Source organism: Bartonella sp. AA168HLJHH, from assembly GCF_042197365.1.
In the GTDB taxonomy this organism is placed as follows: domain Bacteria; phylum Pseudomonadota; class Alphaproteobacteria; order Rhizobiales; family Rhizobiaceae; genus Bartonella.
Genome location: NZ_JBHIRS010000017.1, coordinates 1 through 22,506, shown reverse-complemented (window position 1 = coordinate 22,506; position 22,506 = coordinate 1). Strand labels below are relative to the sequence as shown.

General features: G+C 37.8%; 15 protein-coding genes, 3 pseudogenes and 1 riboswitch. Of the genes and pseudogenes, 9 read left to right on the top strand and 9 right to left on the bottom strand.

The window, feature by feature from the left end; all coding sequences use genetic code 11:
• The first annotated feature begins 286 nt into the window (after positions 1-286).
• The 5 genes and pseudogenes from ACFINM_RS08120 to ACFINM_RS08100 all read left to right on the top strand — a co-directional run bounded on the left by ACFINM_RS08120 (position 287) and on the right by ACFINM_RS08100 (position 4,015).
• Positions 287-679, top strand: a complete 393-nt coding sequence (locus ACFINM_RS08120; protein ID WP_375621615.1) for a Fur family transcriptional regulator — start codon at positions 287-289, stop codon at positions 677-679.
• A gap of 173 nt (positions 680-852) precedes the next feature.
• Positions 853-1,011 (top strand): annotated as a pseudogene (locus ACFINM_RS08115) (HlyD family secretion protein); the annotation flags it as partial.
• Positions 1,008-1,151: pseudogene (locus ACFINM_RS08110) on the top strand (transcriptional repressor); the annotation flags it as partial. The pseudogenes ACFINM_RS08115 and ACFINM_RS08110, both read left to right, overlap by 4 nt.
• 173 nt (positions 1,152-1,324) lie before the next feature.
• Positions 1,325-2,419, top strand: a complete 1,095-nt coding sequence (locus tag ACFINM_RS08105; protein WP_375641043.1) for an HlyD family secretion protein — start codon at positions 1,325-1,327, stop codon at positions 2,417-2,419.
• Positions 2,420-2,443: 24 nt separating this feature from the next.
• Positions 2,444-4,015 carry a DHA2 family efflux MFS transporter permease subunit gene (locus tag ACFINM_RS08100; RefSeq protein ID WP_375621613.1) on the top strand — a complete coding sequence of 524 codons (1,572 nt, stop codon included), beginning with the start codon at positions 2,444-2,446 and terminating at the stop codon, positions 4,013-4,015.
• A 1,047-nt stretch (positions 4,016-5,062) separates the two neighbouring features.
• Here the strand turns inward: ACFINM_RS08100 and ACFINM_RS08095 are convergent.
• The 3 genes from ACFINM_RS08095 to ACFINM_RS08085 all read right to left on the bottom strand — a co-directional run bounded on the left by ACFINM_RS08095 (position 5,063) and on the right by ACFINM_RS08085 (position 9,471).
• Positions 5,063-5,647 (bottom strand): GNAT family N-acetyltransferase, encoded by a 585-nt coding sequence (locus ACFINM_RS08095; RefSeq protein WP_375621612.1) that lies wholly within the window; start codon positions 5,645-5,647, stop codon positions 5,063-5,065.
• A gap of 75 nt (positions 5,648-5,722) precedes the next feature.
• Entirely contained in the window at positions 5,723-6,856 is a 1,134-nt protein-coding gene (locus tag ACFINM_RS08090) for a type III PLP-dependent enzyme (RefSeq protein WP_375621611.1), read from the bottom strand.
• A gap of 1,697 nt (positions 6,857-8,553) precedes the next feature.
• A complete protein-coding gene (locus tag ACFINM_RS08085) occupies positions 8,554-9,471 on the bottom strand; it encodes a rhodanese-related sulfurtransferase (RefSeq protein ID WP_375621610.1) in 918 nt (305 codons plus the stop codon).
• Positions 9,472-9,586: 115 nt separating this feature from the next.
• Here ACFINM_RS08085 and eda point away from each other — a divergent pair, with 115 nt between their 5' ends.
• Positions 9,587-10,252 (top strand): bifunctional 4-hydroxy-2-oxoglutarate aldolase/2-dehydro-3-deoxy-phosphogluconate aldolase, encoded by a 666-nt coding sequence (gene eda, locus ACFINM_RS08080; RefSeq protein ID WP_375632523.1) that lies wholly within the window; start codon positions 9,587-9,589, stop codon positions 10,250-10,252.
• On the opposite strand, the pseudogene ACFINM_RS08075 reads toward eda, so the two are convergent.
• A pseudogene (locus ACFINM_RS08075) lies at positions 10,231-10,678 on the bottom strand (ferredoxin--NADP reductase); the annotation flags it as partial. The gene eda and the pseudogene ACFINM_RS08075 sit on opposite strands and share 22 nt — an antisense overlap.
• Before the next feature lie 18 nt (positions 10,679-10,696).
• Positions 10,697-11,524: a ferredoxin--NADP reductase gene (locus tag ACFINM_RS08070; RefSeq protein ID WP_375641042.1), complete on the bottom strand. Its 828-nt coding sequence runs from the start codon at positions 11,522-11,524 to the stop codon at positions 10,697-10,699.
• Positions 11,525-12,328: 804 nt separating this feature from the next.
• On the opposite strand from ACFINM_RS08070, the gene alr reads away from it, so the two are divergent.
• Positions 12,329-13,444, top strand: coding sequence for an alanine racemase (gene alr / locus ACFINM_RS08065; protein WP_375641041.1), 1,116 nt, complete (start codon positions 12,329-12,331; stop codon positions 13,442-13,444).
• A gap of 629 nt (positions 13,445-14,073) precedes the next feature.
• Here the strand turns inward: alr and ACFINM_RS08060 are convergent.
• The 4 genes from ACFINM_RS08060 to gcvT all read right to left on the bottom strand — a co-directional run bounded on the left by ACFINM_RS08060 (position 14,074) and on the right by gcvT (position 19,258).
• Complete coding sequence (locus ACFINM_RS08060) at positions 14,074-14,250, bottom strand: hypothetical protein (RefSeq protein ID WP_375641040.1); 177 nt, start codon at positions 14,248-14,250, stop codon at positions 14,074-14,076.
• A 719-nt stretch (positions 14,251-14,969) separates the two neighbouring features.
• A complete protein-coding gene (gene gcvP / locus ACFINM_RS08055) occupies positions 14,970-17,765 on the bottom strand; it encodes an aminomethyl-transferring glycine dehydrogenase (RefSeq protein ID WP_375641044.1) in 2,796 nt (931 codons plus the stop codon).
• Positions 17,766-17,770: 5 nt separating this feature from the next.
• The gene (gcvH, locus tag ACFINM_RS08050; RefSeq protein ID WP_375612294.1) at positions 17,771-18,139 is read right to left on the bottom strand and encodes a glycine cleavage system protein GcvH; all 369 of its coding nucleotides are present in this window, start codon (positions 18,137-18,139) and stop codon (positions 17,771-17,773) included.
• Between the two features lie 6 nt (positions 18,140-18,145).
• Complete coding sequence (gcvT, locus tag ACFINM_RS08045) at positions 18,146-19,258, bottom strand: glycine cleavage system aminomethyltransferase GcvT (protein WP_375621605.1); 1,113 nt, start codon at positions 19,256-19,258, stop codon at positions 18,146-18,148.
• Positions 19,259-19,394: 136 nt separating this feature from the next.
• A riboswitch (glycine riboswitch) is annotated at positions 19,395-19,492 on the bottom strand.
• Between the two features lie 448 nt (positions 19,493-19,940).
• Between gcvT and ACFINM_RS08040 the strand changes: the two genes are divergently transcribed.
• On the top strand, positions 19,941-20,603 hold the full coding sequence (locus ACFINM_RS08040; RefSeq protein WP_375621604.1) for an LON peptidase substrate-binding domain-containing protein: 663 nt from the start codon (positions 19,941-19,943) through the stop codon (positions 20,601-20,603).
• A 13-nt stretch (positions 20,604-20,616) separates the two neighbouring features.
• Positions 20,617-20,823, top strand: a complete 207-nt coding sequence (locus ACFINM_RS08035) for a Trm112 family protein (RefSeq protein WP_273791466.1) — start codon at positions 20,617-20,619, stop codon at positions 20,821-20,823.
• The last annotated feature ends 1,683 nt before the right edge of the window (positions 20,824-22,506 follow it).

Sequence of the window (22,506 nt, the reverse complement as noted above, 5' to 3'; positions counted from 1 at the left end):
ATTTTTTTTTAAATAAAATAACCCAAACTTTACCAATAAAATATTGAACAAAAAATCCTATTTCAAAACATTATTGGCAAAATTAAGAAGCGTATAAAAGTTTCTTGCTGGATAGCAGCGGCTTTCAGATTATAATACCCCTCCCCTCACAACGGTTGCAACTTGTCTTACATATCGCAATGATGTCATGTAAAAGGCTAAAAATAGAGTACATATTCTATAATCACCATTGCATAAATATCTTACACGCTTTATGCTTTTCCATGGGAGCAAAAGGAAGATGTCAATGTCATCTAAACTGACGCGTAACCAAACATTGGTTTTAAATACTTTAAAAAATGCAAAAGGGCCTTTAAGTGCTTATGCGATTCTCAATCACTTACGCGAAGAAGGTTTTCGCGCACCTCTCCAAGTTTATCGTGCGTTAGAAAAACTCGTACAGTTAAAGTGTATTCATCGTCTTGAAAGTGCAAATGCCTTTATGGTCTGTTTACACCCTGAAAACTGTCAACATGAACTTACAACGTTTATAATTTGCGAAAACTGTGGCACAGTCAACGAAATACAAAATCAAACGATTGTATCGAGTTTAAAACAGATGGTTCAAGCTGTTGACTTCCAAGCACATAAAAGCACCTTAGAAGTACGAGGGCTTTGTAAAAAATGCGCAATAAAATAAGACCGCTAACTTGAAAACAAGATCTCTAACTTGCAAGTTTATATATTTAGCATTATGTACCAAGGATCGCCTTATTGTTTGAAAAGCTCTTATCGTCCGTGCATGTATCACCCTACCCTAGAGTGAGAGGCTTATTATACTCGTTAGAACATAAATATTGAAAGTATAAAATCATGTCCGTATCTGAGACAATTTTTTCAACAAAAAATCTCGATAAAATGAAACGAAAAAAAGTAATCAAGGCTCTTCTTATCGTCTTTGCGCTTTTTGTACTTTGGTTTAGCTATAAGTGGACGACGCAATGGTGTTATATGCTGTCCACTGAAGATGCCTAAACTGTGGCACAGTCAACAAAATACAAAATCAAACGATTGTATCAAGTTTAAAACAGATGGTTCAAGCTGTTGACTTCCAAGCACATAAAAGCACCTTAGAAGTACGAGGGCTTTGTAAAAAATGCGCAATAAAATAAGACCGCTAACTTGAAAACAAGATCTCTAACTTGCAAGTTTATATATTTAGCATTATGTACCAAGGATCGCCTTATTGTTTGAAAAGCTCTTATCGTCCGTGCATGTATCACCCTACCCTAGAGTGAGAGGCTTATTATACTCGTTAGAACATAAATATTGAAAGTATAAAATCATGTCCGTATCTGAGACAATTTTTTCAACCAACAATTTCAATAAAACGAAACGAAAAAAAGTAATCAAGGCTCTTCTTATTGTCTTTGCACTTTTTGTGCTTTGGTTTAGCTACAAATGGATAACGCAATGGCGTTATATGCTATCCACTGAAGATGCCTATGTGCAAGGAGATATAGCCGCTATTGCGACTAAATTAAATGGATATATTGAAAAAATTGCCATTAAAGCCAACCAAGTTGTAAAAAAGGACGATGTTTTATTTTACTTAGACAATGGTGATTATCAAATAGCCTTGGATCAAACAGAAGCGCATCTTGACACACAGAAAAAAACACTTCTACGCATTGATGCACAAATCACAGCCGCTCATAGTGCTTTAGATGATGCAAAAGCGCAAAAAGCAGCCGCTTCAGCCATAGCAACCAATGCACAACTCACCTTAAAACGTGTAACAGAACTGAAAGCCAATCGTTATGCCCCTCAATCTGATGTTGATGATGCCAAATCAGCTTATGAACAAGCTATCGCAAATGTTAACCGTGCAGATGCACAAATCGCTGCAGCACGCGCCAATATTCGAGTGCTAGAAGCACAACGAAGTGAAACAGAAAGCCAAACAAAGAGTTTAGAACTTTCGCGTGAAAAAGCACAACGTGACCTTGATTCAACCATTATACGCGCGCCATTTGATGGAATCATAGGAAATTTAACAGCAAAAACGGGAGATTTTGTTGTAAATGGCCAACGTCTTGCAGCATTAGTCCCCATCCATGCACTTTATATTGAAGCAAACTATAAAGAAACACAGTTGCAAAATATTCATGCGGGACAAAAGGCTTATATTTCTGTTGATGCCTTCAAAAAGGAGGGCTTTACAGGAACAGTGCTTTCTATTTCACCGGCAACAGGTGCTGTTTTTTCTCTTCTTCCTCCACAAAACGCTACCGGTAACTTTACAAAGATTGTCCAACGCATTCCTGTACGTATTTCTATTCCAGAAGAAGTCTTAAAGACCGGACATATCCGAGCAGGAATGAGTGTTTCAGTAGAAGTTGATACACGTACAAAACCACAAGATAAAAGTCTCTTATAATAACAAGCAAATGACCTCATTATTATGACATCTTCAATACCAAAGCCCATACAGTCTCAAGAGCGCATAGAAATCCGTAGCATTGTGATTTTCATAGTTATGGCCTTTGGCATGTTCATGGCCATTTTGGATATACAAATCGTTGCCTCCTCTTTAGCCGAAGTTCAAGCTGGTCTTTCTGCGAGCTCTGAAGAAATTTCATGGGTTCAAACCTCCTATCTCATCGCTGAAGTCATCATGTTGCCCCTTTCTGGATTCTTAGGAAGATTGCTTTCAACACGTGTTTTCTTCACCATATCAGCGATCGGGTTTACGATTACTTCTGTTCTTTGTGCAACAGCAACATCTATTGGAGAGATGATTATCTACCGTGCATTGCAAGGTTTTATTGGTGGAGGAATTATCCCAAGCGTTTTTGTCGCCTCTTATGTTCTTTTTCCTCCTTCCAAACGCCCAATTGTTACCCCTATTGTTGGACTAGTCGCAACATTAGCCCCCACTATTGGTCCAACGGTCGGAGGTTATCTTTGTCATATCTTATCATGGCACTGGCTTTTTCTCATTAATGTGCCTTTTGGGATTATTATTTCAATTCTCGCTTGGAAGTTGATTGATTTTGATAAAGCAAATCCATCTCTCATGGCTAAATTTGACTGGTTGGGGCTCATTTCTATGGCTGTTTTTCTAGGAACTTTAGAGTATGTACTAGAAGAAGGCGCACGTCATGATTGGCTGAATGATAGGCTGGTTCGGAATTTATTTATTATCATGATTCTTGCTGCCGCCTTGTTCTTCTGGCGTGCTTTTACAGCAAAAGAACCCATTGTAGATCTCTCTACTTTTTCTAATTTTAATTTTTCAGCTGCATCCATTTTTTCCTTTTCACTGGGTATAGGTCTTTATGGACTCACGTACCTTTATCCTGTCTATTTGAGCCAAATCCGCCATTACGATGCCCTTATGATTGGAGAAACATTGTTTCTTTCAGGATTCGTCATGTTATTAACGGCTCCCCTTGCAGGATTCCTTTCAGCACGAATGGATGCACGTGTAATGATGGCAATAGGACTTTTTGGTTTTGCAATAGGCACTTGGATGGCAAGCACTATCACAGATAAGTGGGATTTTTGGCAGCTTTTTTGGCCGCAAGTTTTCCGTGGTGCTTCTGTAATGTTATGTATGGTTCCTATTAATAATATTGCATTGGGAACACTCCCACCAGAACGAATGCAAAATGCTTCTGGACTCTTTAATCTCACACGGAATCTAGGTGGTGCTGTGGGACTTGCCATTATCAGCACGCTCATGACAAAACGCACGGACTTCCATTATGAACGAATAGCCGAAACCCTTAACCACGCAAACAGACAAGCAACTGAAATGCTTTCAAAGCTTATTTTATTATTCAAAACAGAAACCTTTGATTCCTATACCCTGGCTCTTTCTCAATTGTTTAATATGGTACGCATACAAGCAATGATTATGGCTTTTAGTGATATTTTCTTTATCATAACCATCATCTTTGGTGTTTTGACATTTATGACCATGTTTCTCAAAAAAATACCACCTCTCATGGATTCACCACCAAATCACTAAGCTTAATTACAATTGAGAAATATTTTTTATCCTTATCACTTTCCTCGCTTCCTATGCACTTTATCTTTTCTCAAGAGACAGTATAAATAAATACGTGATTCTAAATGATTCTTCTGATAAAAATTCTTTTCAATGCGGGCTCTTTACGCACTTTTAAAATAACCTCTCGCATACAAAAATTGTTTTAGATGATAGGTAAACAACGATCTTACCTAACGCGCTCCACACTATAAAGATAAAGCAGCTATTTCTATAAGATTTTTGATTTATCACCATAGGGCACAAACGATTAAAAGATTCTTTGCCCTTTACTCTTTTGAGTCTTACAAGAATATTCATAAAAGATTTATGATTCTTGTGATTTTTATTCACACACCTATTTCCCTTATAATGTGTAGAGCAACGTTTTTTGATTCTGAATGCAAAATTTTACATGAAAAAATCATTTTGTATTTGATCCTCTCATGCCAATTGCAAAACGATTTACCTTTATAGCAAAAAAGTAATGATATATTTTTTTTCAACAAAGCTGCTCATGTAATTTTATTTTTTTTACACTCTTTTAAAAAAGCTAGTATTTATAATTTTGATTCTACTGCTGCATATTTTTCTTTTTCAACAAGCGCTAAAATTGTATAAAATTTCTCAAAATATCTCTCTATTGAATCAATCAAAACCATTCCCTTGCACATAAAAAGCAAAGAAAAAAACTGTTTAAGAAAAAAGTAAAATATCCAACCGTTTCGATGCAAGATCTACCAACAATATTGGAAACTGGAAAACTGTATGATGATACTGGCTTTGAAAGAATACAAAACCACTCAAAAATCCGGTTCCTTTAATATTATAAAATAGGACGCTATTTCAAAAAATGAGCTTAAAATATATTCTTACTCACTTAACTGAAATTATCAAAAATAAGAAACCAGCCATATAATAAAATCGCGATACAACTCCCCAAAACTTTGTACCGCTAAATACCTTGGCACTGTCAAAACGGTATGCTCTTCTCAATGGCAGCTGCTGAAAAACGAAATAACACTATCTTCAAGCGACTTTATGATGCTGAAAACGATTTGAAACTTCTCGTTCTCCACTAGGAACCAAAGTGCCATAACACCCAGAAAGATAATGTGGTATCAGTTCCAACGCTTGAAAGCGATGCTTTTCGTAAGGACCAGGCATTGCCAAATTTTCTGTTAAACTATTTGAAAAGCCAAAACGTTGATAAAATTCAAAATCCCCTACCAGCAAAATGGCGCCATATCCCAATTTTTTTGCTGTTTCAATTGCATGGCGGACTAAAATTGATCCTATTCCCATACCAGCACATTCAGATGCAACAGCCAAGGGGCCTAAAAGTAAAGCATGTTGTGTTTTATTTTTTCTTTTAGAAAAAGAAACATGCCAAAGACGGACACTTCCCACAAGCTCTCCAAGCACATTTTTAACCACAAAAGAGAGCCCTTGAGCAGCTAACCGTCCACGACGTAAAGCCTCTGATGATTTACGTTTACGTCCATACCCCATCGTTGAATCAAGCAAAATTTCTCGATAAGGCTTATCGGCTTCTTGCTCCAATAAAAGTGTAAAACATGCCCCATCTTTTGTTTGAAAGTTCATCATGTTCATCTCTATAACCGCCCTCTTATAGCGCCATGACGAGCATAGCAAAAAGTCTAAAAAAACTATAGTTAAAAGGAAACCTCAGATTACATATGATCGTAAAGGCTCAAAACCATTAAAAGCAACCGATGCGTAAGTTGTCGTGTAAGCACCCGTTCCATGAATCAATATTTCATCTCCTATCGTTAGGGATAGAGGAAGCGGATAAGGTGTTTTTTCATAGAGAACATCTGCCGAATCGCATGTTGGTCCAGCCAAAATACAAGGCTCCATTACCTTATCATCATGAGGTGTCTCAATAGGATAACGAATGGCTTCATCCATAGTCTCAGCAAGACCATTAAATTTTCCAATATCAAGATAAACCCATCGTACATTATCATTATCAGCTTTTTTAGATATTAGAACAACTTCTGTACGAATAACACCAGCATTGCCAACCATCGCACGTCCTGGCTCAATAATCGTCTCAGGGATACGATTACCAAAATGCTTTTTCAATGAATCAAAAACTGCTGTACCATAAGCTTGTTCTGTAGGGACATCTTTCAAATAACGGGTTGGAAAACCGCCGCCCATATTCACCAATTTCAGTGAAATGCCTTCTTGTTCCAAGCGCTTAAAAACTGTAGAAGCATCCGATAAAGCACGATCCCACGCACTCAAATCAACCTGCTGAGATCCAACATGAAAAGAAACACCATAGGCTTGCAAACCCAATTGGTGTGCGCGTCTTAGAACATCAACCGCCATTTCTGGAACGCAACCGAATTTGCGTGACAATGGCCACTCTGCACCTTTTCCATCGGTAAGAACACGGCAAAAAACACGCACTCCTGGAGCAACACGCGCAATTTTTTCCACTTCTTCCACACAATCAACGGCATAAAGTGAAACTCCCAATGCATATGCTCGTGCAATATCACGCTCTTTTTTAATCGTATTTCCAAAAGAAATACGCTCTGGCGTTGCACCTGCTTTTAAAGCCATTTCAATTTCTGCAACAGAAGCCGCATCAAAAGAAGATCCTAAAGAACTTAGCAAACGCAAGATTTCAGGAGCTGGATTTGCCTTTATTGCGTAAAAAATACGAGACTGCGGCAGAGCTTTTTCAAAATTTAAATAGTTGTCACGAACAACATCAAGGTCAACAATTAAGCATGGACCTTCAGAACGATGTGTTGCAAGAAAATCGCGAATACGTTGCGTTGCCATCTGCAATTCTCCTTGAGGGAAAGCTCCCCCACTCTATGCTTGGACAGCCAAAGCTGCCAAAAGCTAAAGGACAAAAAACACACAACAACTATCCCCATTCTGATTACAAAAAATCAGAAATTAGCATTGCATGCAGCGAAAGAACAGCGCGAAGCCGCGTTATTCTATTTTATCTGCCTTTTTGATTGGAGTTGAGAAAACCACTTCCGCACTGAAGGCAATGAGGTGTGCCTCTATAGTTATCCCAGCATTTAAAAACTGGAAGACACCAGAAAGGCCCGCACCGTCGTTGCTTCAAGATGTCCTCATTCTTGCAATTGGCTGTAAGAATGACTGGAGCGGTTAGTTCCAGGTACCGTACCGGTTAATCTCACCATTTGAGAACCAGCGGACACCCACAGGCACGTGCGACTTTGGGCAAGGCATCCTATAAAACGAATTCTTTCTCATTTCAATCATTTTTTTAATTTTAAACATTTTTTAATTCTTAAAGATAAAATGATGCGAAAAAACAACACTCTCCCCAGACAAAGCCATCCATCCGCTTTCATGAGATCACACCCCTTACATTATCCGTGCAACATAAATCACTGTCTTGCGTTTAAAGCCCCTTGTTTCTTGACCCTATTCTATCTCCTAATATCCGCAGCAGAAAATAACGCAAAATAAATTACTCAAGACATTAATTTATAATGATAATTTATTATTGTACCCTTAAACAAAAATTCCATTATAAAATCCTCTTATTTCAACCCTCTTACAATGAATCAATTAAAATCATTCTTTTGCGCATCAGAAATAAAAAACAATTGAAAAAAGGAGTACCTCTTATATATCCTCTCAAATGCAAAGATGACCAACATTGAAGACTGAGGATAGTAACGACTGAAGCACCATAGTCTTTAAAGATAACGTGTCCTTCCCCCAACAAAACACCATTATCTTTCTCATTTACATCCTAAAAACATCCCTGCTTCCACATTCATTTCACAGCATCGCTTAAGCAAAATATCATGAAGAAATCCCCGTATAATATAGCTTGTATGATATAGATCAACTACATCTCACCCTCTTTATACTTATGAAATTAAAAACAAACACTCCCATTCTATCTGCCAACTTCCAATATTGCAGAAACTCGTACATTGAAATGTTTCATAACACCTTATCTAAAATGATTTTTGTCCACACGTTACTCCCATTTGCAACGTACAAGTGAATGAATTTTACGCGATTCGTTCTCATCTAATCTGAAAGCAACAAAGTTCACAATATTGAACTCTTTTATTCAAATGAATAATAAATTATCATTATAAATTAATGTATTATATTAAATTCTGAAATCATAAACTCCTATTATCATTTTATTTTTCCACCTAGCATCTGCTTTTTCATCTCCTCTTATTAATCACATCTTATTTATACGCTTTTCTCTTAAACTATAATCTCCCTCCTCTGCGCTGTTGGTGAACGGCTTTTCTATTTTAAAATGAAAAGTATCTGAAAACTCAATCCTATAAAGTCAAGGAGAGCGAACAATCTATAATGATTATTTATAAGTCAAATAATTTAACATAAACAAAAAGACCGAATAATATCCGGTCTTATAAAATATTTTTCTACCAATATTAAAAAACTCTTCTCTCTTAAATTTAAGAGAAAAACGCTACAACTTAAAACTCTACACTACGATATCCTTATGTCCCTTGATGAGAATCAATTGCACGCAATTTCAACAATTGAAATTGCCTATGGCGCTCACGAAAGCGCTCTCTATCGGCTTCACTACGCGTGTTATAACAAGCATCACAGGAAACACCTTCCTCATAATGAGGCGATAATTTGCTTTCAGCATTAAGAGGAGAACGACACGCGCGACATAATTCGCGTCCACATTCTTCAAGACCATGTTGAACAGAAACACGCTCATCAAAAACAAAACACTCACCCCACCATAAACTTTTCTCTTTTGGAATTTTTTCTAAATATTTTAGAATACCTCCTTTTAGATGGTAGACTTGCTCATAACCAAGATCACGAACAAAAGCTGTTGATTTTTCACACCGAATACCACCTGTACAAAACATGGCAATTTTCTTTTTTTTCTTTAACTCAGCCTCATGTTTACGCACCCATTCAGGAAATTCGCGAAATGTTTTAATCTGCGGATCAATCGCTCCTTGAAAACTCCCTATCGCATATTCATAGTCATTCCGTGTATCGATTAAAATTGTCTCTTCATCTTGAATAAGAGCATTCCAATCTTCAGGATCGACATAAGTACCAACAACTTTTAGCGGATCAACCCCTTCAACCCCCATTGTCACAATCTCTTTTTTCAACCGCACTTTCATGCGATGAAAAGGCATTTTTGATGCCCATGAATATTTAATCTCCGGCGTTTGAAACGCTGGCTCAGCCGTAATAAAATCCACCAATGCCTCAATCGCATCACAAGAACCAGCAACTGTTCCATTAATGCCCTCTTGTGCTAAAAGCAGAGTGCCTTTGATATCCTTTGCTTGACATAAATCCTGCAAAGGTTTTTGTAATTGATGATAATGCTTCAAATCTGCAAAGCAATAAAGTGCAGCAACTTTAAAATTCTTTTCCATGTGTTTTGCCATAACGCGCGTTTCATTCAATTTCAAGATTTATTCATGTACTCTTTAACATATTGTGCTTAATCAAACGATACAAATAATATCATCTCCAAGAAGAAAAAATATCATGTGCCAAAAAAGAGAAAAGCTTTTATTATATCTCCAAGGACAAACTGTTATACCTGTTTTACTCATTGACAATCTACAAAGTGCTGTACCTTTAACACGCGCTCTTGTCAAAGGTGGATTAAAAACAATTGAGATCACCTTGCGAACACCAAATGCCCTCAAAGCAATTCAGAAAATCACACAAGAAGTCCCTGAAGCAATTGTTGGAGCCGGCACAATTCTCAACACAACACATTACGAAAAAGCCGAACAAGCTGGAGCCAAGTTTATTGTAAGCCCCGGATTATCCAATGAACTAATCAATTGTGCAAAAAATAGTGAAATTCCCCTTCTTCCCGGTGCAATGACCCCAAGTGAACTCATGCAAGCATTAAACAAAGGCTATTCATATCTTAAATTTTTCCCTGCTGAAGCTGCTGGGGGTATTTCCTTCATCGAAGCTTTAGCATCTCCCTTTTCTGATATCCGGTTTTGCCCAACAGGCGGTATTACACAAAAAAGTGCAACACAATGGCTCCAACTGCCCAATGTCTTCTGCGTTGGAGGTTCTTGGATAGCGCCCCAAAAACTCATTGCAATAAGTGATTGGGATTCGATTACTGCATTAGCATATACCGCATCACAACTTCCCTCTCCCTCGAAAAAAGCTCTTTCTACAATATAATGTAATGTGCAAGAATATCAGTCCCTTCAACAAGACCAAAGCTTTCACACATCCTTGCGCAATCTTTTAACATCGTCATAAAACCATAAATCATCACCCGATCTTCATCAGGATGAATTTTGCGAGTTCTATTGTTTCAAAGCCGCTTGTTTCAAAAAAATCTCCACTTTCCATAACAGTCGTAATACGCCCCATATGCTCAGAAGGTTCACGAGTCGTCATAGGATAAAATCTCAACTGTTGTGCATACTCTCCAATGAGTGGATCTTATTGCAAAGAGGAAACAAGATCTTTTGCACAAATTAACCCATTCTTTTCGCACGTTATTTAAATAAGAACAACTTCTGAAAATTTTTCATAAATATCAGGCTCACGAATAAAGCTTGCAAAAGGAAAAACCCCATACCGGTTTGAAAGAAGATAAAGCATCAACTTTCCCACTCATTACTCCACAAAAGCGCGCTCTACAACATAAGTAGCAGGAGCATTATTGGCCCCTTCAACAAGACCAAAGCTTTCACACATCCTTGCACAATCTTTTAACATAGCCATGGAACCACAAATCATCACCCGATCTTCATCAGGATGAATTTTAGGAAGGCCTGTTGTTTCAAAAAAGTCCCCACTTTCCATCACAGTTGTAATACGGCCCATATGCTTAGAAGCTTCACGAGTAGTCATAGGATAAAATCTCAACTGTTGTGCATACTCTCCAATGAGTGGATCTTGTTGCAAAGAGGAAACAAGATCTTTTGCATAAATTAACTCATTTTTTTCGCGCGTTGTTTGAATAAGGACAACTTCTGAAAATTTTTCATAAGTTTCAGGATCACGAATAAGGCTTGCAAAAGGAGCAATCCCCGTCCCAGTTGAAAGAAGATAAAGACGTTTTCCAGGAATAAGAGCATCAAGAACCAGCGTTCCTGTAGATTTTTTACGCATGAGAACTGTATCACCAATTTTAATTTTTTGGAGATGCTCGGTTAAAGGTCCCCCTGGAACTTTTATCGAAAAAAACTCAAGCTGTTCATCCCAAAAGGGACTTGCAATCGAATAAGCGCGATAAATCGGCTTTTCTGCATTTGGCAAACCGATCATAACAAACTCACCCGAACGAAAACGAAAACTTTCCGGACGATTCAGACGGAATTTAAATAACCGATCTGTATAGTGACAAACCTCTTGGACAGTAAGGGCGAACACATTCTCAGGAATCGGAAAATTTGCAACGCTGCTGATGCTTGACGGAACATTGGTAGCAGACGTATTCATACTCTTCCCCATATTTATTGAACGTTAAATTTCGAATCCTTGACGTGATATAGTACTTGCACAACCATCTGCCAACAATTTTCTCAACACAAAAGCCTCAAGGTTAACACTTTTATGTCAAAATTAAATAAATGAGTCTAGTGTACTCTATAAGCGATAAAATTGATTTCACTTAAAACCAATCAAAGACTAGAAAGTAAATACTGGATACCCAATCCATCTTGAAAACAAATAATATCCAAATCAACGAGTTTTCTAAATCAACAGTTTTAATGTATCAAAAAGTGTTTACACACTGTTTTCCATTCAATAAAAATAATTTTAAGTGCATGAGACGACATCCAAAATTGCACAGATGAGTGATCTTCCCCCTCATGTTAGAAAACTTGTAATGCATTGACTTAACGTGGTTAATTTAATCATTTTACCTTCTCTACACAAGCAGCCAATGCAATATTTAATCACAACAATCACACCAGCAACAATAGTCTAACATTGCACTCTTCAAAATGATACAATACAATAAACTATGCTTTCTTTTTTATATGCCTAAACGAGGGGAAATAAGTAAAAAAGTCTATGTTTTACAAATCATTAGAAGATACCATGTTGATAACAACACAAATAAAACTAAACTATCTCTTATATCCGGAGTACCATTTTACATAAAAAACGACTTTAATGGCAGCATAGGCTTCTTATGATTTTGACCGTAGCAAACAGTATCTTTCATCTCTCATAAGCAACCTCTATAAAATAACCAAAGAAAACTGCGTATTTCACGAACACAGATAAGCTTTTAAAATGAACAAATCCGTTAATGATGAAATAAATACATCACTCTATACAGCTGTAGCAACCATCGATGTCAGTGCCATTGTTGCCAATTATATTACTTTAGCCAAACGTGTAGCTCCAACACAATGTTCAGCAGTTGTAAAAGCAAATGCCTATGGATTAGGAGCTCACAAAATTGCTCCTGCCCTTTACCAAGCTGGTTGTCGCACTTTTTTTGTTGCCCAAATCAGAGAAGCACTCCAATTAAAAAGCATTTTACCATCAAATGTCACAATTGCCATTCTGAATGGACTTCCACACTTAGCAGAAGAGTTTGTCGCACAATCTGGTATTGTTCCTGTTCTAAACTCTTGGAATGCCATTGAAAATTGGCAAAAAATTTGTCAAAAAAAAGATAAAAAATTTCCAGCAATGGTTCAAATCGATACCCATATGAACCGATTAGGACTAGATCAAAAAGAATTACAAAAACTCATCAAACACCCTACAATTTTCGAAAAAGCAGAAATAAAATATATTCTTAGTCATCTTTCTAACGGAGAAGATGATACCCACCCATCAAATTATGCCCAATTGACTTCTTTCAAAACGATCCTTGCGCAATTGCCTGCTTGCAAAGTTTCCTTTGCCAATTCTGGAGGTATCTTTCTAGGATCAGATTTTTATTTTGATCTTGTTCGTCCAGGCATTGCACTTTACGGAGTTGATCCGCGGGGAAAACACCCGTCACCTTTGAAACCTGTTTTAAAACTTGAAGCCCAAGTCATTCAAAGCCGCGTTGTTGATATAGGAGCACCTGTTGGTTATGCAGAAAGCTTTATAACCAACAGACCAAGCACTCTTGCAACCATTTCTATAGGCTACGCAGACGGCTGGCTCCGTACTCTTTCGAATAAAGGAACTATTTATTTCAACGGGCACAAACTTCCCATGGTTGGGCGAGTTTCTATGGATTCCATTATTGTAGATACGAGCGATCTTGAACAAAAACCTCAAACTGGTGACTGGGTAGAACTCATTGGTCCCCATCAAACACTTGAAAAAGTATCTATAGATGCCGATACCCTTCCCAATGAAATTCTAACATCTCTTGGCTCCCGCTATAAATACATTTACACATAAAAACTCTTTAAAAAAATAAATTGATAAAAATCATCATTTTAGAAAATTGAGGGGCTTTTACAAAAGATTTTACAACAATCAACCACATAGAATGGTCATAGATACCGTACATTCACAGAAATCTCAAAACAGACAAGTTGATGGACTGTTTTATGGAAGTAGCTTTCATCTAAAATACAAAAACTTAGCCTTTCCCCATAAATTGACAAAAAAGAATCTACTACAAAGTTTTTAAAATTAATTTCCCAATTAAAATCATTCGCTTGCATACCACAAGCTGGACTATGTGTAGATAAAAATGATTTAAGAAAAGAATAATTCCTCTTATGAACCATAGTGCCAAGAGCTATAACATTAGGCGCTGGCAAAGTGTATAATAGTGCCGGCTTACTCCGTTATGAAGCGTAAAGATTGGGGGATCAATGGATTTACCCTTACACCATTCACAAGCGCCGTCACGAAATGGGATAGGAGCGAAATATCTCTTTAAAACAAACATGTGAATTAACAACCCAAGTATATTCTTTTTGGAGCGTTCTGTTTTACATGAGGATCATTCCCCCACTAAAGAACACAATAAATAAAAGTATGGAGCAATATGTAATCCCCATTATTAAAAAAATATTGCTTTAAATGCTTTTGAAAGCCGCAAAGCTGAATGAAGAGGAGATGACAAACTGAGGATTGATTTTCACCTTTACAGCTTTACATTTTCCAAAATGAGATTGTCTTCCAGTTTCAAAGGTTACGTCAACAGAAATACGCAATCCCCCGCCCTCATCAGACAGACAGCAGGAACTACTCATAAAGCTCTTTTTTTCTCAATCTCTGACTCAAAACATGTCGCTGCGTTAAGTTTGGATGTTGATTTACAGGTAACAGCGAAAGAACACGGGCTCTTAGGAAAACAGCGCCGTAAAGTCACAAACTGACTTGCAATGAAGTGGAAAGATGTGCCGGCTTTTTATAAGATACCTTGTAAAAAACAACCATAATACATTTGGCTTTGCGTTTGCTCATTCTGACAGGTGTTCTTACATATTTTTGCGTCATATTTACAAAAAGCAGATTAAAGAGAAATATTTAGACAATTCTTGACTCGAAAAGATGCAACAACAGAGTTTCGCGTGTCTTTATCATCAAAAACACTAAAATTGATTTTATTCTTTCTACAACCGGTCGTCGTCACCCTAGTGAGAAGGAGTATATCACAACACATGCAACAGACGTGACTTATCCCCCGTAGGTTTCGCTCTCGTTTACATGAATTAGCTGGCTAGACCAATGCCGCCTAGTCACTAAAACCATGTCATACGGTAGAAAGCAAAGGAGAGCATGCCTATTGCCGACAAAATACAGCTTTTTGTCGACTTTTTCGATTTTGCTCATGTTATAAAAAACAATGCAAAATTCTAGAAAATAGACAAATAATTCCATAGTAACATGATCAACAAGTACAAACCCACACAAAATGTGTGGGCTTTTTTGTTTATGCAAATAAACAAATTAAATACATATTTGTTATTTAATAGGTATTTCCCAATGGCGGACACGAACAAATGAGCATTCTGTCTCCCGCAACATTATCAATACGCGATACAGGAGGCCAATATTTATTGGCTGGATCAAGAGAACTGTTGGGAAAAGCAGCTTCTTGTCGCGAATAGGGTCGTGCCCAAGCATCATCTAAAGTATCTGCCACTGTATGAGGGGCATTCACCAATGGATTATTGTCTTTTGGCCAAACCCCGCTACCAACTTTTTTCGCTTCTTCAGCAATAGAGAGTAAAGCATCACAAAAACGATCAATCTCTGCTTTTGGTTCAGATTCCGTTGGCTCAATCATTAAAGTTCCCGGAACAGGGAACGACATCGTGGGCGCATGGAATCCATAATCAATGAGACGTTTTGCAATATCATCAACACTCACCCCATACTGCTCTTTCAACACGCGTGTATCCACAATACATTCGTGCGCAACACGTCCATGCTTGCCCCGATAAAGAATGGAATAAGCGGCTGAAAGACGTGCAGCAATATAATTGGCATTTAAAATGGCTATTTGTGTTGCATATTTTAAGCCATCAGCCCCCATCATTCGAATATACATCCATGTAATTGCAAGAATAGACGCACTTCCATAAGGAGCAGCCGAAACCGCATGCGTTGTCCCATCCTGTTCATGACCTGGTAAGAATGGTTTGAGATGCGCAGCAACTCCAATTGGTCCCATACCAGGACCACCACCACCATGAGGAATAGCAAATGTTTTATGAAGATTCATATGACAAACATCAGCGCCAATATCCGCAGGACGAGCAAGCCCCACAAGGGCATTGAGATTAGCACCATCAAAATAAACTTGTCCGCCATTTTCATGAATAATAGAACAAATTTCCTTAATGCTTTCCTCGTAAACACCATGGGTTGAAGGATAAGTAATCATGAGAGCGGCCAATTTATCTTTATGCAATTGCGCTTTCATCTTGAGATCGTCTACATCAACATCACCATCGCTTAAACATTTTACCACAACGACTTCCATCCCTGCCATATGGGCCGAGGCTGGATTTGTACCATGCGCAGATGCAGGAATAAGACAAACTGTACGTTGATGTTTTCCCCGTGATTGGTAATATCGTCGGATAGCCAAAAGCCCAGCATATTCACCTTGAGCACCAGAATTTGGCTGAAAAGAAACTTGCGCAAATCCTGTAATTTCACACAACCACGCATTTAACTGGTTGATCATCTCCAAATAACCCGCTGCATCCTCTAGTGAAACAAAGGGATGTATATTGGCCATGCTAGCCCAACTTACAGGCATCAATTCAGCAGCTGCATTAAGCTTCATTGTACAAGAACCAAGAGGGATCATAGCGCGATCCAGCGCCAAATCCTTATCCGCTAAACGACGCAAAAAGCGCATCATATCTGTCTCTGAATGAACCGCATGAAAAAAAGGCTGAGAAAGAAAAGCAGCATCCCGTTTTTTTCCAAAGAGTCGTGGAGAAACCTTATCAACGAGTTGTGCCCCCAAAAGCTGCGCTAAAGCACCAGCATCTTCTTCTGTTGATAATTCATCAAAATTGATTGCAATAGTGTCATCATCGAGAACACGAATAAGGCGCCCACCTATTTTGGCTTGATGCGCAATTTCTCGTGCTTTTCCCTTAACAGAAATACTCACACAATCAAAAAAGCTTTTCCCTTCAACATGAACCCCTGCGGCTTCTAAACCAGCAACAAAACGACATGTTAAATGATGAATTCGCTGCGCAATTTCTTGTAAGCCTTTTGGCCCATGCCAAACAGCATAAGCGGTTGCCATATTAGCCAACAAAGCCTGCGCTGTACAAATATTTGACGTCGCTTTATCGCGCCGAATATGTTGTTCACGTGTTTGCAAAGCTAAACGAAAACCAACGCGTCCTTTGGTATCCACGGATTGACCAACAATACGCCCTGGAATAAGACGCGTTAACGCATCACTCACGGCAAGGTAACCAGCATGTGGACCACCAAATCCCATCGGAACGCCATAACGCTGCATAGTGCCAACAACGATATCTGCCCCCCATTGAGCAGGTGGCTCCTGAAGAGTAAGCGCTAAAGGATCAGCTACAACGATAACTAAAGCTCCCTTTTCCTTTGCCTCTTTTATGATCTCACTGTAATCATGAAAAGAGCCTTTTGTATCTGGCCAAGACAAAACAATTGCCGCTGTATCAGGATCAATTTCGCCATTTTGGCTAATCTGAATCCCTTGTGTTTCAGCACGCGTTTGCGCAACACTCAAAGTCTGAGGATGTAAAAGACTCTGAAGAGAAATTTTTGTTTTTTTCTCACGGAAAAAGCGAACAGCAAGGGCATTGGCTTCAGCTAAAGCAGTTGCTTCATCAAGAAGGGAAGCAGCAGAAACAGGCAAACCTGTTAGTTCACTAACCAATGTCTGAAAATAAAATAAAAGCTCTAAACGACCTTGGCTAATTTCTGCTTGATAAGGCGTATAAGCAGTATACCAAGCAGGATTTTCAAACAGATTTCGTAAAATAACCGGAGGCACATAAGTTCCATGATATCCTTGCCCAATAAAACTTTTGTGCACATGGTTACGCTCCATCATCTTGGAGAGTTCTTCCAAGGCTTGTCCTTCACTAGCAGCCTCTGGAAGATTCAGTGAACGTCCCAAATGGATAGAGTGTGGAACAGCTTGAGAAATAAGTGTCTCAACACAATCAAGCTCTAAAACATCAAGCATTTTTTGTGTTTCATCAGGACGCAGCCCAATATGTCGAGAAGAAAAAGAACGCTCGATCATGGTACTCATCCAATCAAAGCCTTATAAGCATCTTTATCTAACAACCCCTCCAGTTGTGTCTCATCCTGCAATGTCATTTTCCATAACCAGCCTTCTGTTTCGGGTTTCTGGTTTACCAGTTCAGGATTATCAGCCAAGGCTTCATTTATTTCGACCACTTCACCATCAAGAGGAGCATAAACATCTGAAGCCGCCTTCACTGATTCCACAACAGCCGCCGCCTCTCCTTTGGAAAGTTTTGTTCCACTTTGTGGTAAATCAACAAAAACCAAATCCCCTAATTGCTCTTGCGCATAATGCGTAACCCCAACAGTCACCACCTGCCCTTCAACGCTAAGCCATTCATGGTCATGTGTAAAATAAGTTTTAGACATAAAAAATCATCCTTTAAAATAACGTTGTTCAACAAAGGGAAGAGAATGAACTGATAATACAATCTTTTTGCCTCGCAGTTCTGTAAAGACTTGTGTCCCTTCAACTTTAAAATCAACAGGAACGTAACCCATCGCGACAGGACCATCAAAAGAAGGACCAAAACCACCTGATGTTACAATGCCAATCTCATTACCTTGATCATCAAGAAGCACCGCACCGGCACGAATAGGTTGACGCGTTTGCGGTTTTAATCCAACACGACAACGAGCCGGTCCTTTTTGCAGTGCTTCAAGAAAAGCCTTCGCACCATAAAATTGTGCTTTTTCTCGAACACTTTTAGGAACAGCCCATATTAGAGCCGCATCAATAGGTGTCGTATCAGGGGTAATATCATTTCCATGCAAACACAGCCCCGCTTCCAACCGCAAGCTATCGCGTGCGGCAAGTCCAATCCACTCAACACGAGAATCACTCAGCAATTTTTCAGCCAACATATGCGCATGCCCTATAGGCAAAGCAATTTCAAAACCATCCTCTCCCGTATAACCAGAACGCGTTATAAACCAATCCTGTTGTGGTTCGAATCCTTGCATAAAGAACAATTCATTCCCTGGTAAATCGGCATCAGCAAGAACAGCTGCCGCTTCAGGACCTTGAAGCGCAAGCAATACCCTTTCAAGTGCAATCACTTGACATTCAAAATCAACCGCACGCTTTTCCAATTCTACAAAATCAGCCTGTGCATTCCCAGCATTGGCGACCAACATAAAACGACCCTCTTCCAAACGGGTAATGATAAGATCATCAAGAATACCAGCCTGCTCATTAAGCAAATAATTATACCGTGAATGCCCAATCTTTAAAGCTGCTGCATCAATGGGAAAAGCATAGGACAAAAATTCCACAGCTTGTGCCCCTTCAACCGCAATCAATTTCATATGAGAAATATCAAAAAGTCCTGCATGTGCACGCGTATGAAGATGCTCTTTTAAAACGCCAAGAGGATAAGTTAAAGGCATGTTCCAACCCGCAAAAGCACCAAATTTTGCTCCTGCTTTTTCATGCAAATCATATAAAGGAAGTGTTTTTAAAAAAGATGTTTCTTGTGCTGTGCCCATAATAACTCCAAAGCTGCGCTAACGCCCATAGAATATGGTCGTCTCTGCCCCCTCTGTCATCAACCTGAGAGACTCGCGAAAAAATTTTTCGCTTACACCTTCGGCGCGGGTTCTCCCGACTTTCCAGATCTGCCTTCTTCCTTTTACGGTCCTTAAAGCCTGAGAGATTATGGGCTATTTCCCCTTCGGCGGCAATGCGAAAATTTGCAATCTGCACTCTCCCGCAAAAGAATGAAAGAAACGATAACGCTCTTTCCAGCATATTTAAACCTATAGCCTATCTTCATCACACTGTCATTAGTAAAGTGATGAAAATGTTCTCATTTTAAAACTTGCATAAGCTGCTTCAAAAGATTTATAATATTATCCTTTTTTGAACCTTACAAAAATTGCAAGGAACACATTTTAGGAAATTTAAGACAAAAATCAAAAGCTATAAACAAAAATACCTCTTGAAAATCATGCAAAACGTCACACACTAAAAAGATCGCAAAGCAATATTCTTTCGCGCGCAGTTCAACCTTAAAGATAGGGTTTCATATTCTTTTTGAGAATAAGGACTTCAAATATTTTATAAGTATGATTTTAATGCACAAGAAGTAGGTTTTCTGCTTTCTCAATAGTATCATAAATAGCGACTATTTACAGACTAAAACTACCGAACAAAGGTGACAAAATACTCATGAAAGCTGGTAATATCTCTTACAATTGCGAAAATGATCTTCCAAAACAAATTGCTCTTTTTCCTTTAGAAGGTGCACTCTTACTACCCGGTGGTTTTTTATCACTCAATATTTTTGAACCAGAATCACTTGAAATGATTGAAAATGTTATGGTAACTGATCGTCTATTGGGCATTATTCAACCACTTTCATCGGATACAGATCGCTTCTCTACACAACTTTATAAAACAGGCTGTATAGGGCGCATTACAAACTACAGTGAAACAGGAAACGGACAACTGTTCATTATCTTACAAGGTATTTGCCGCTTCACTTTAGAACAAGAATTGAAAAACACAAAATCCTATCGAACAGCTCTCATCCAATCAAACATAAAAGACTTGCAAGAATTTGATATTGAAGAAAGCATTAACCGAGAGAACTTACTCGACGTTGTAGAAAAATATCTAACCATACATGAAATGGAATATAATTGGAGCAGCATCATAGAAGCCCCTACACCTATATTGGTTAATGCTTTTTCAGCTCTTATCCCCTTTACACCAGCAGAAAAACAAGCTCTCCTTGAAGCTCCAGATATCGAAAGCCGTGCCCAAACTCTTCTTGCATTAACAGAACGCTCGCTCATGAAACAAACAGGAACAGATTACCGCTTAAACTAATGAATGTCCAAACATGAAAAAAATGACCACAGATCCAAAAATGCTCGAATTGCTCGTCTGCCCAATGACGAAAGGTACTCTCTCTTTCAACCGAAAAACACAAGAGCTCATTTCTCTCAAAGCCAAACTTGCCTACCCTATTCGTGATGGCGTTCCCATTATGCTTGCCTCAGAAGCGCGCCCTTTGCAAAACAATGAAGAAATAACGCATAAAAAATAAAAAATCCTCATGCAATTTCCCTCTACAAGCCCACTGTTATCAAGTCTCTATCAATATGATATCTCAATATTTACGATTTCTGAAAAAAGAGTTTTACAATGAAGATATCTATATCGCTTTACACCTTGTAACAAAAGCCAAAAATATCATCAGATTCTCTCATTCCAGCCTGTTCATACTGAAGCAATCAAAACCATTCGCTTGCACCACACAAGCATCTGAATAAAAATGGCTCTTATGAACTTCTTAAAAGCAAGAATTATAATAACATTTTGAACCAACTCAGGTAAATGAAATTTATTATATTAAACATAAAGATTGTTATATTTCATGGACTTTAATTTATACTATTTACGAACAACATATTTGAGATACCTCGATTTAAGATGAATAAAAACGACAAGTTATATCATCTTATGTATACCATATCGGGACAAGAATATTTATCTGTTTGCGTAATCTTTGAAACGAAGAAGCAACCTAATTTTTGGGGAAAAAAACATAAAATCGTAAAGGAGAAAATCACCCCATTACCTTACCATCACCCTTTAATTTCGCTTTACAATTTTTAAAAGTATCTAAAGTATCTCAAGCAATATTTTTTATGTATAATATACGCATTAATTACATGAAAACTTGAAAAAACAAACAAGAAACACTGTTGTAATTTCATATGTCCAAGTGCTTTCAGCACTAAAAGCAAGGGGCTGACTCGGTTTCAGCACTTCCAGACCCCGGAAACGCTTATTCCATAAAAATATAATAAATTCAGTGTGTTATATGCAATTATTTTATATGAATCCACTTAAGAATCCACACTTTTATGCATGATCCATTTGACCCTTTTTTATATAAGATTGCCATGTATGAATAGACCATAAAAAGCAAGTCATGATACAAATATTATAACGCATGTGTGCATTCAAATGAAATGAAAAGCAGATATCATTTATAACAGTTTATAAATTTTATGACACGTTTTTATCACAGCACAAATCACATTGTTTAAAAATTTAGTCGTTTGGAATTATCGATTATACGTTTAAAGAATGGTATGAGTTTTGCTCTTTTTTGAGCGAAACCTTCAATCGAATAATCGTTTGAAACTGTCATAAGCTTATAGGTTTAATTTATAAAGATTGCATAAAAGGATTTAAATACAAGATCACTTTTAAAGCGCTTTCTAAAAGTTTAGAAAATGATAGGTAATCAGCATAAATATAATATCATGACTCTAGAATGAAAATCACAATGTTATGTTTTATGAAAGAGAAAGCTTTTTAATGATATAACGCAAGCAAGAAAACTTCAAAACCATTGTAATCTCACATGGATTTTTACTCAATTTTGAGTCAAAAGCTGTAATGTTTAAAGAATGCTTTATTCTAAGATAATGTCTCCAAAAATGGACCGGCTAATATTTAAAGAAATTAGGTTTTATGAAAAGTACAAATACGCTTATGAAAACCTCTTTAAATGCACGTTTAAACGTTTGAAACATAAAATGAGATCTTCATAAGAAACGTTAAAACTTTTTTATTACAGTTATAACTTAGTTATCATTTGCTCTTAAGAACGTTTCATTTATGAAAAACGAAGATCTAGATTTCACAGCAGAGCAAAATCTTAAAAACCTTACACTTTATAAAAGCGTTTGTTTATTTATCTTATGAAAAGCTGCTT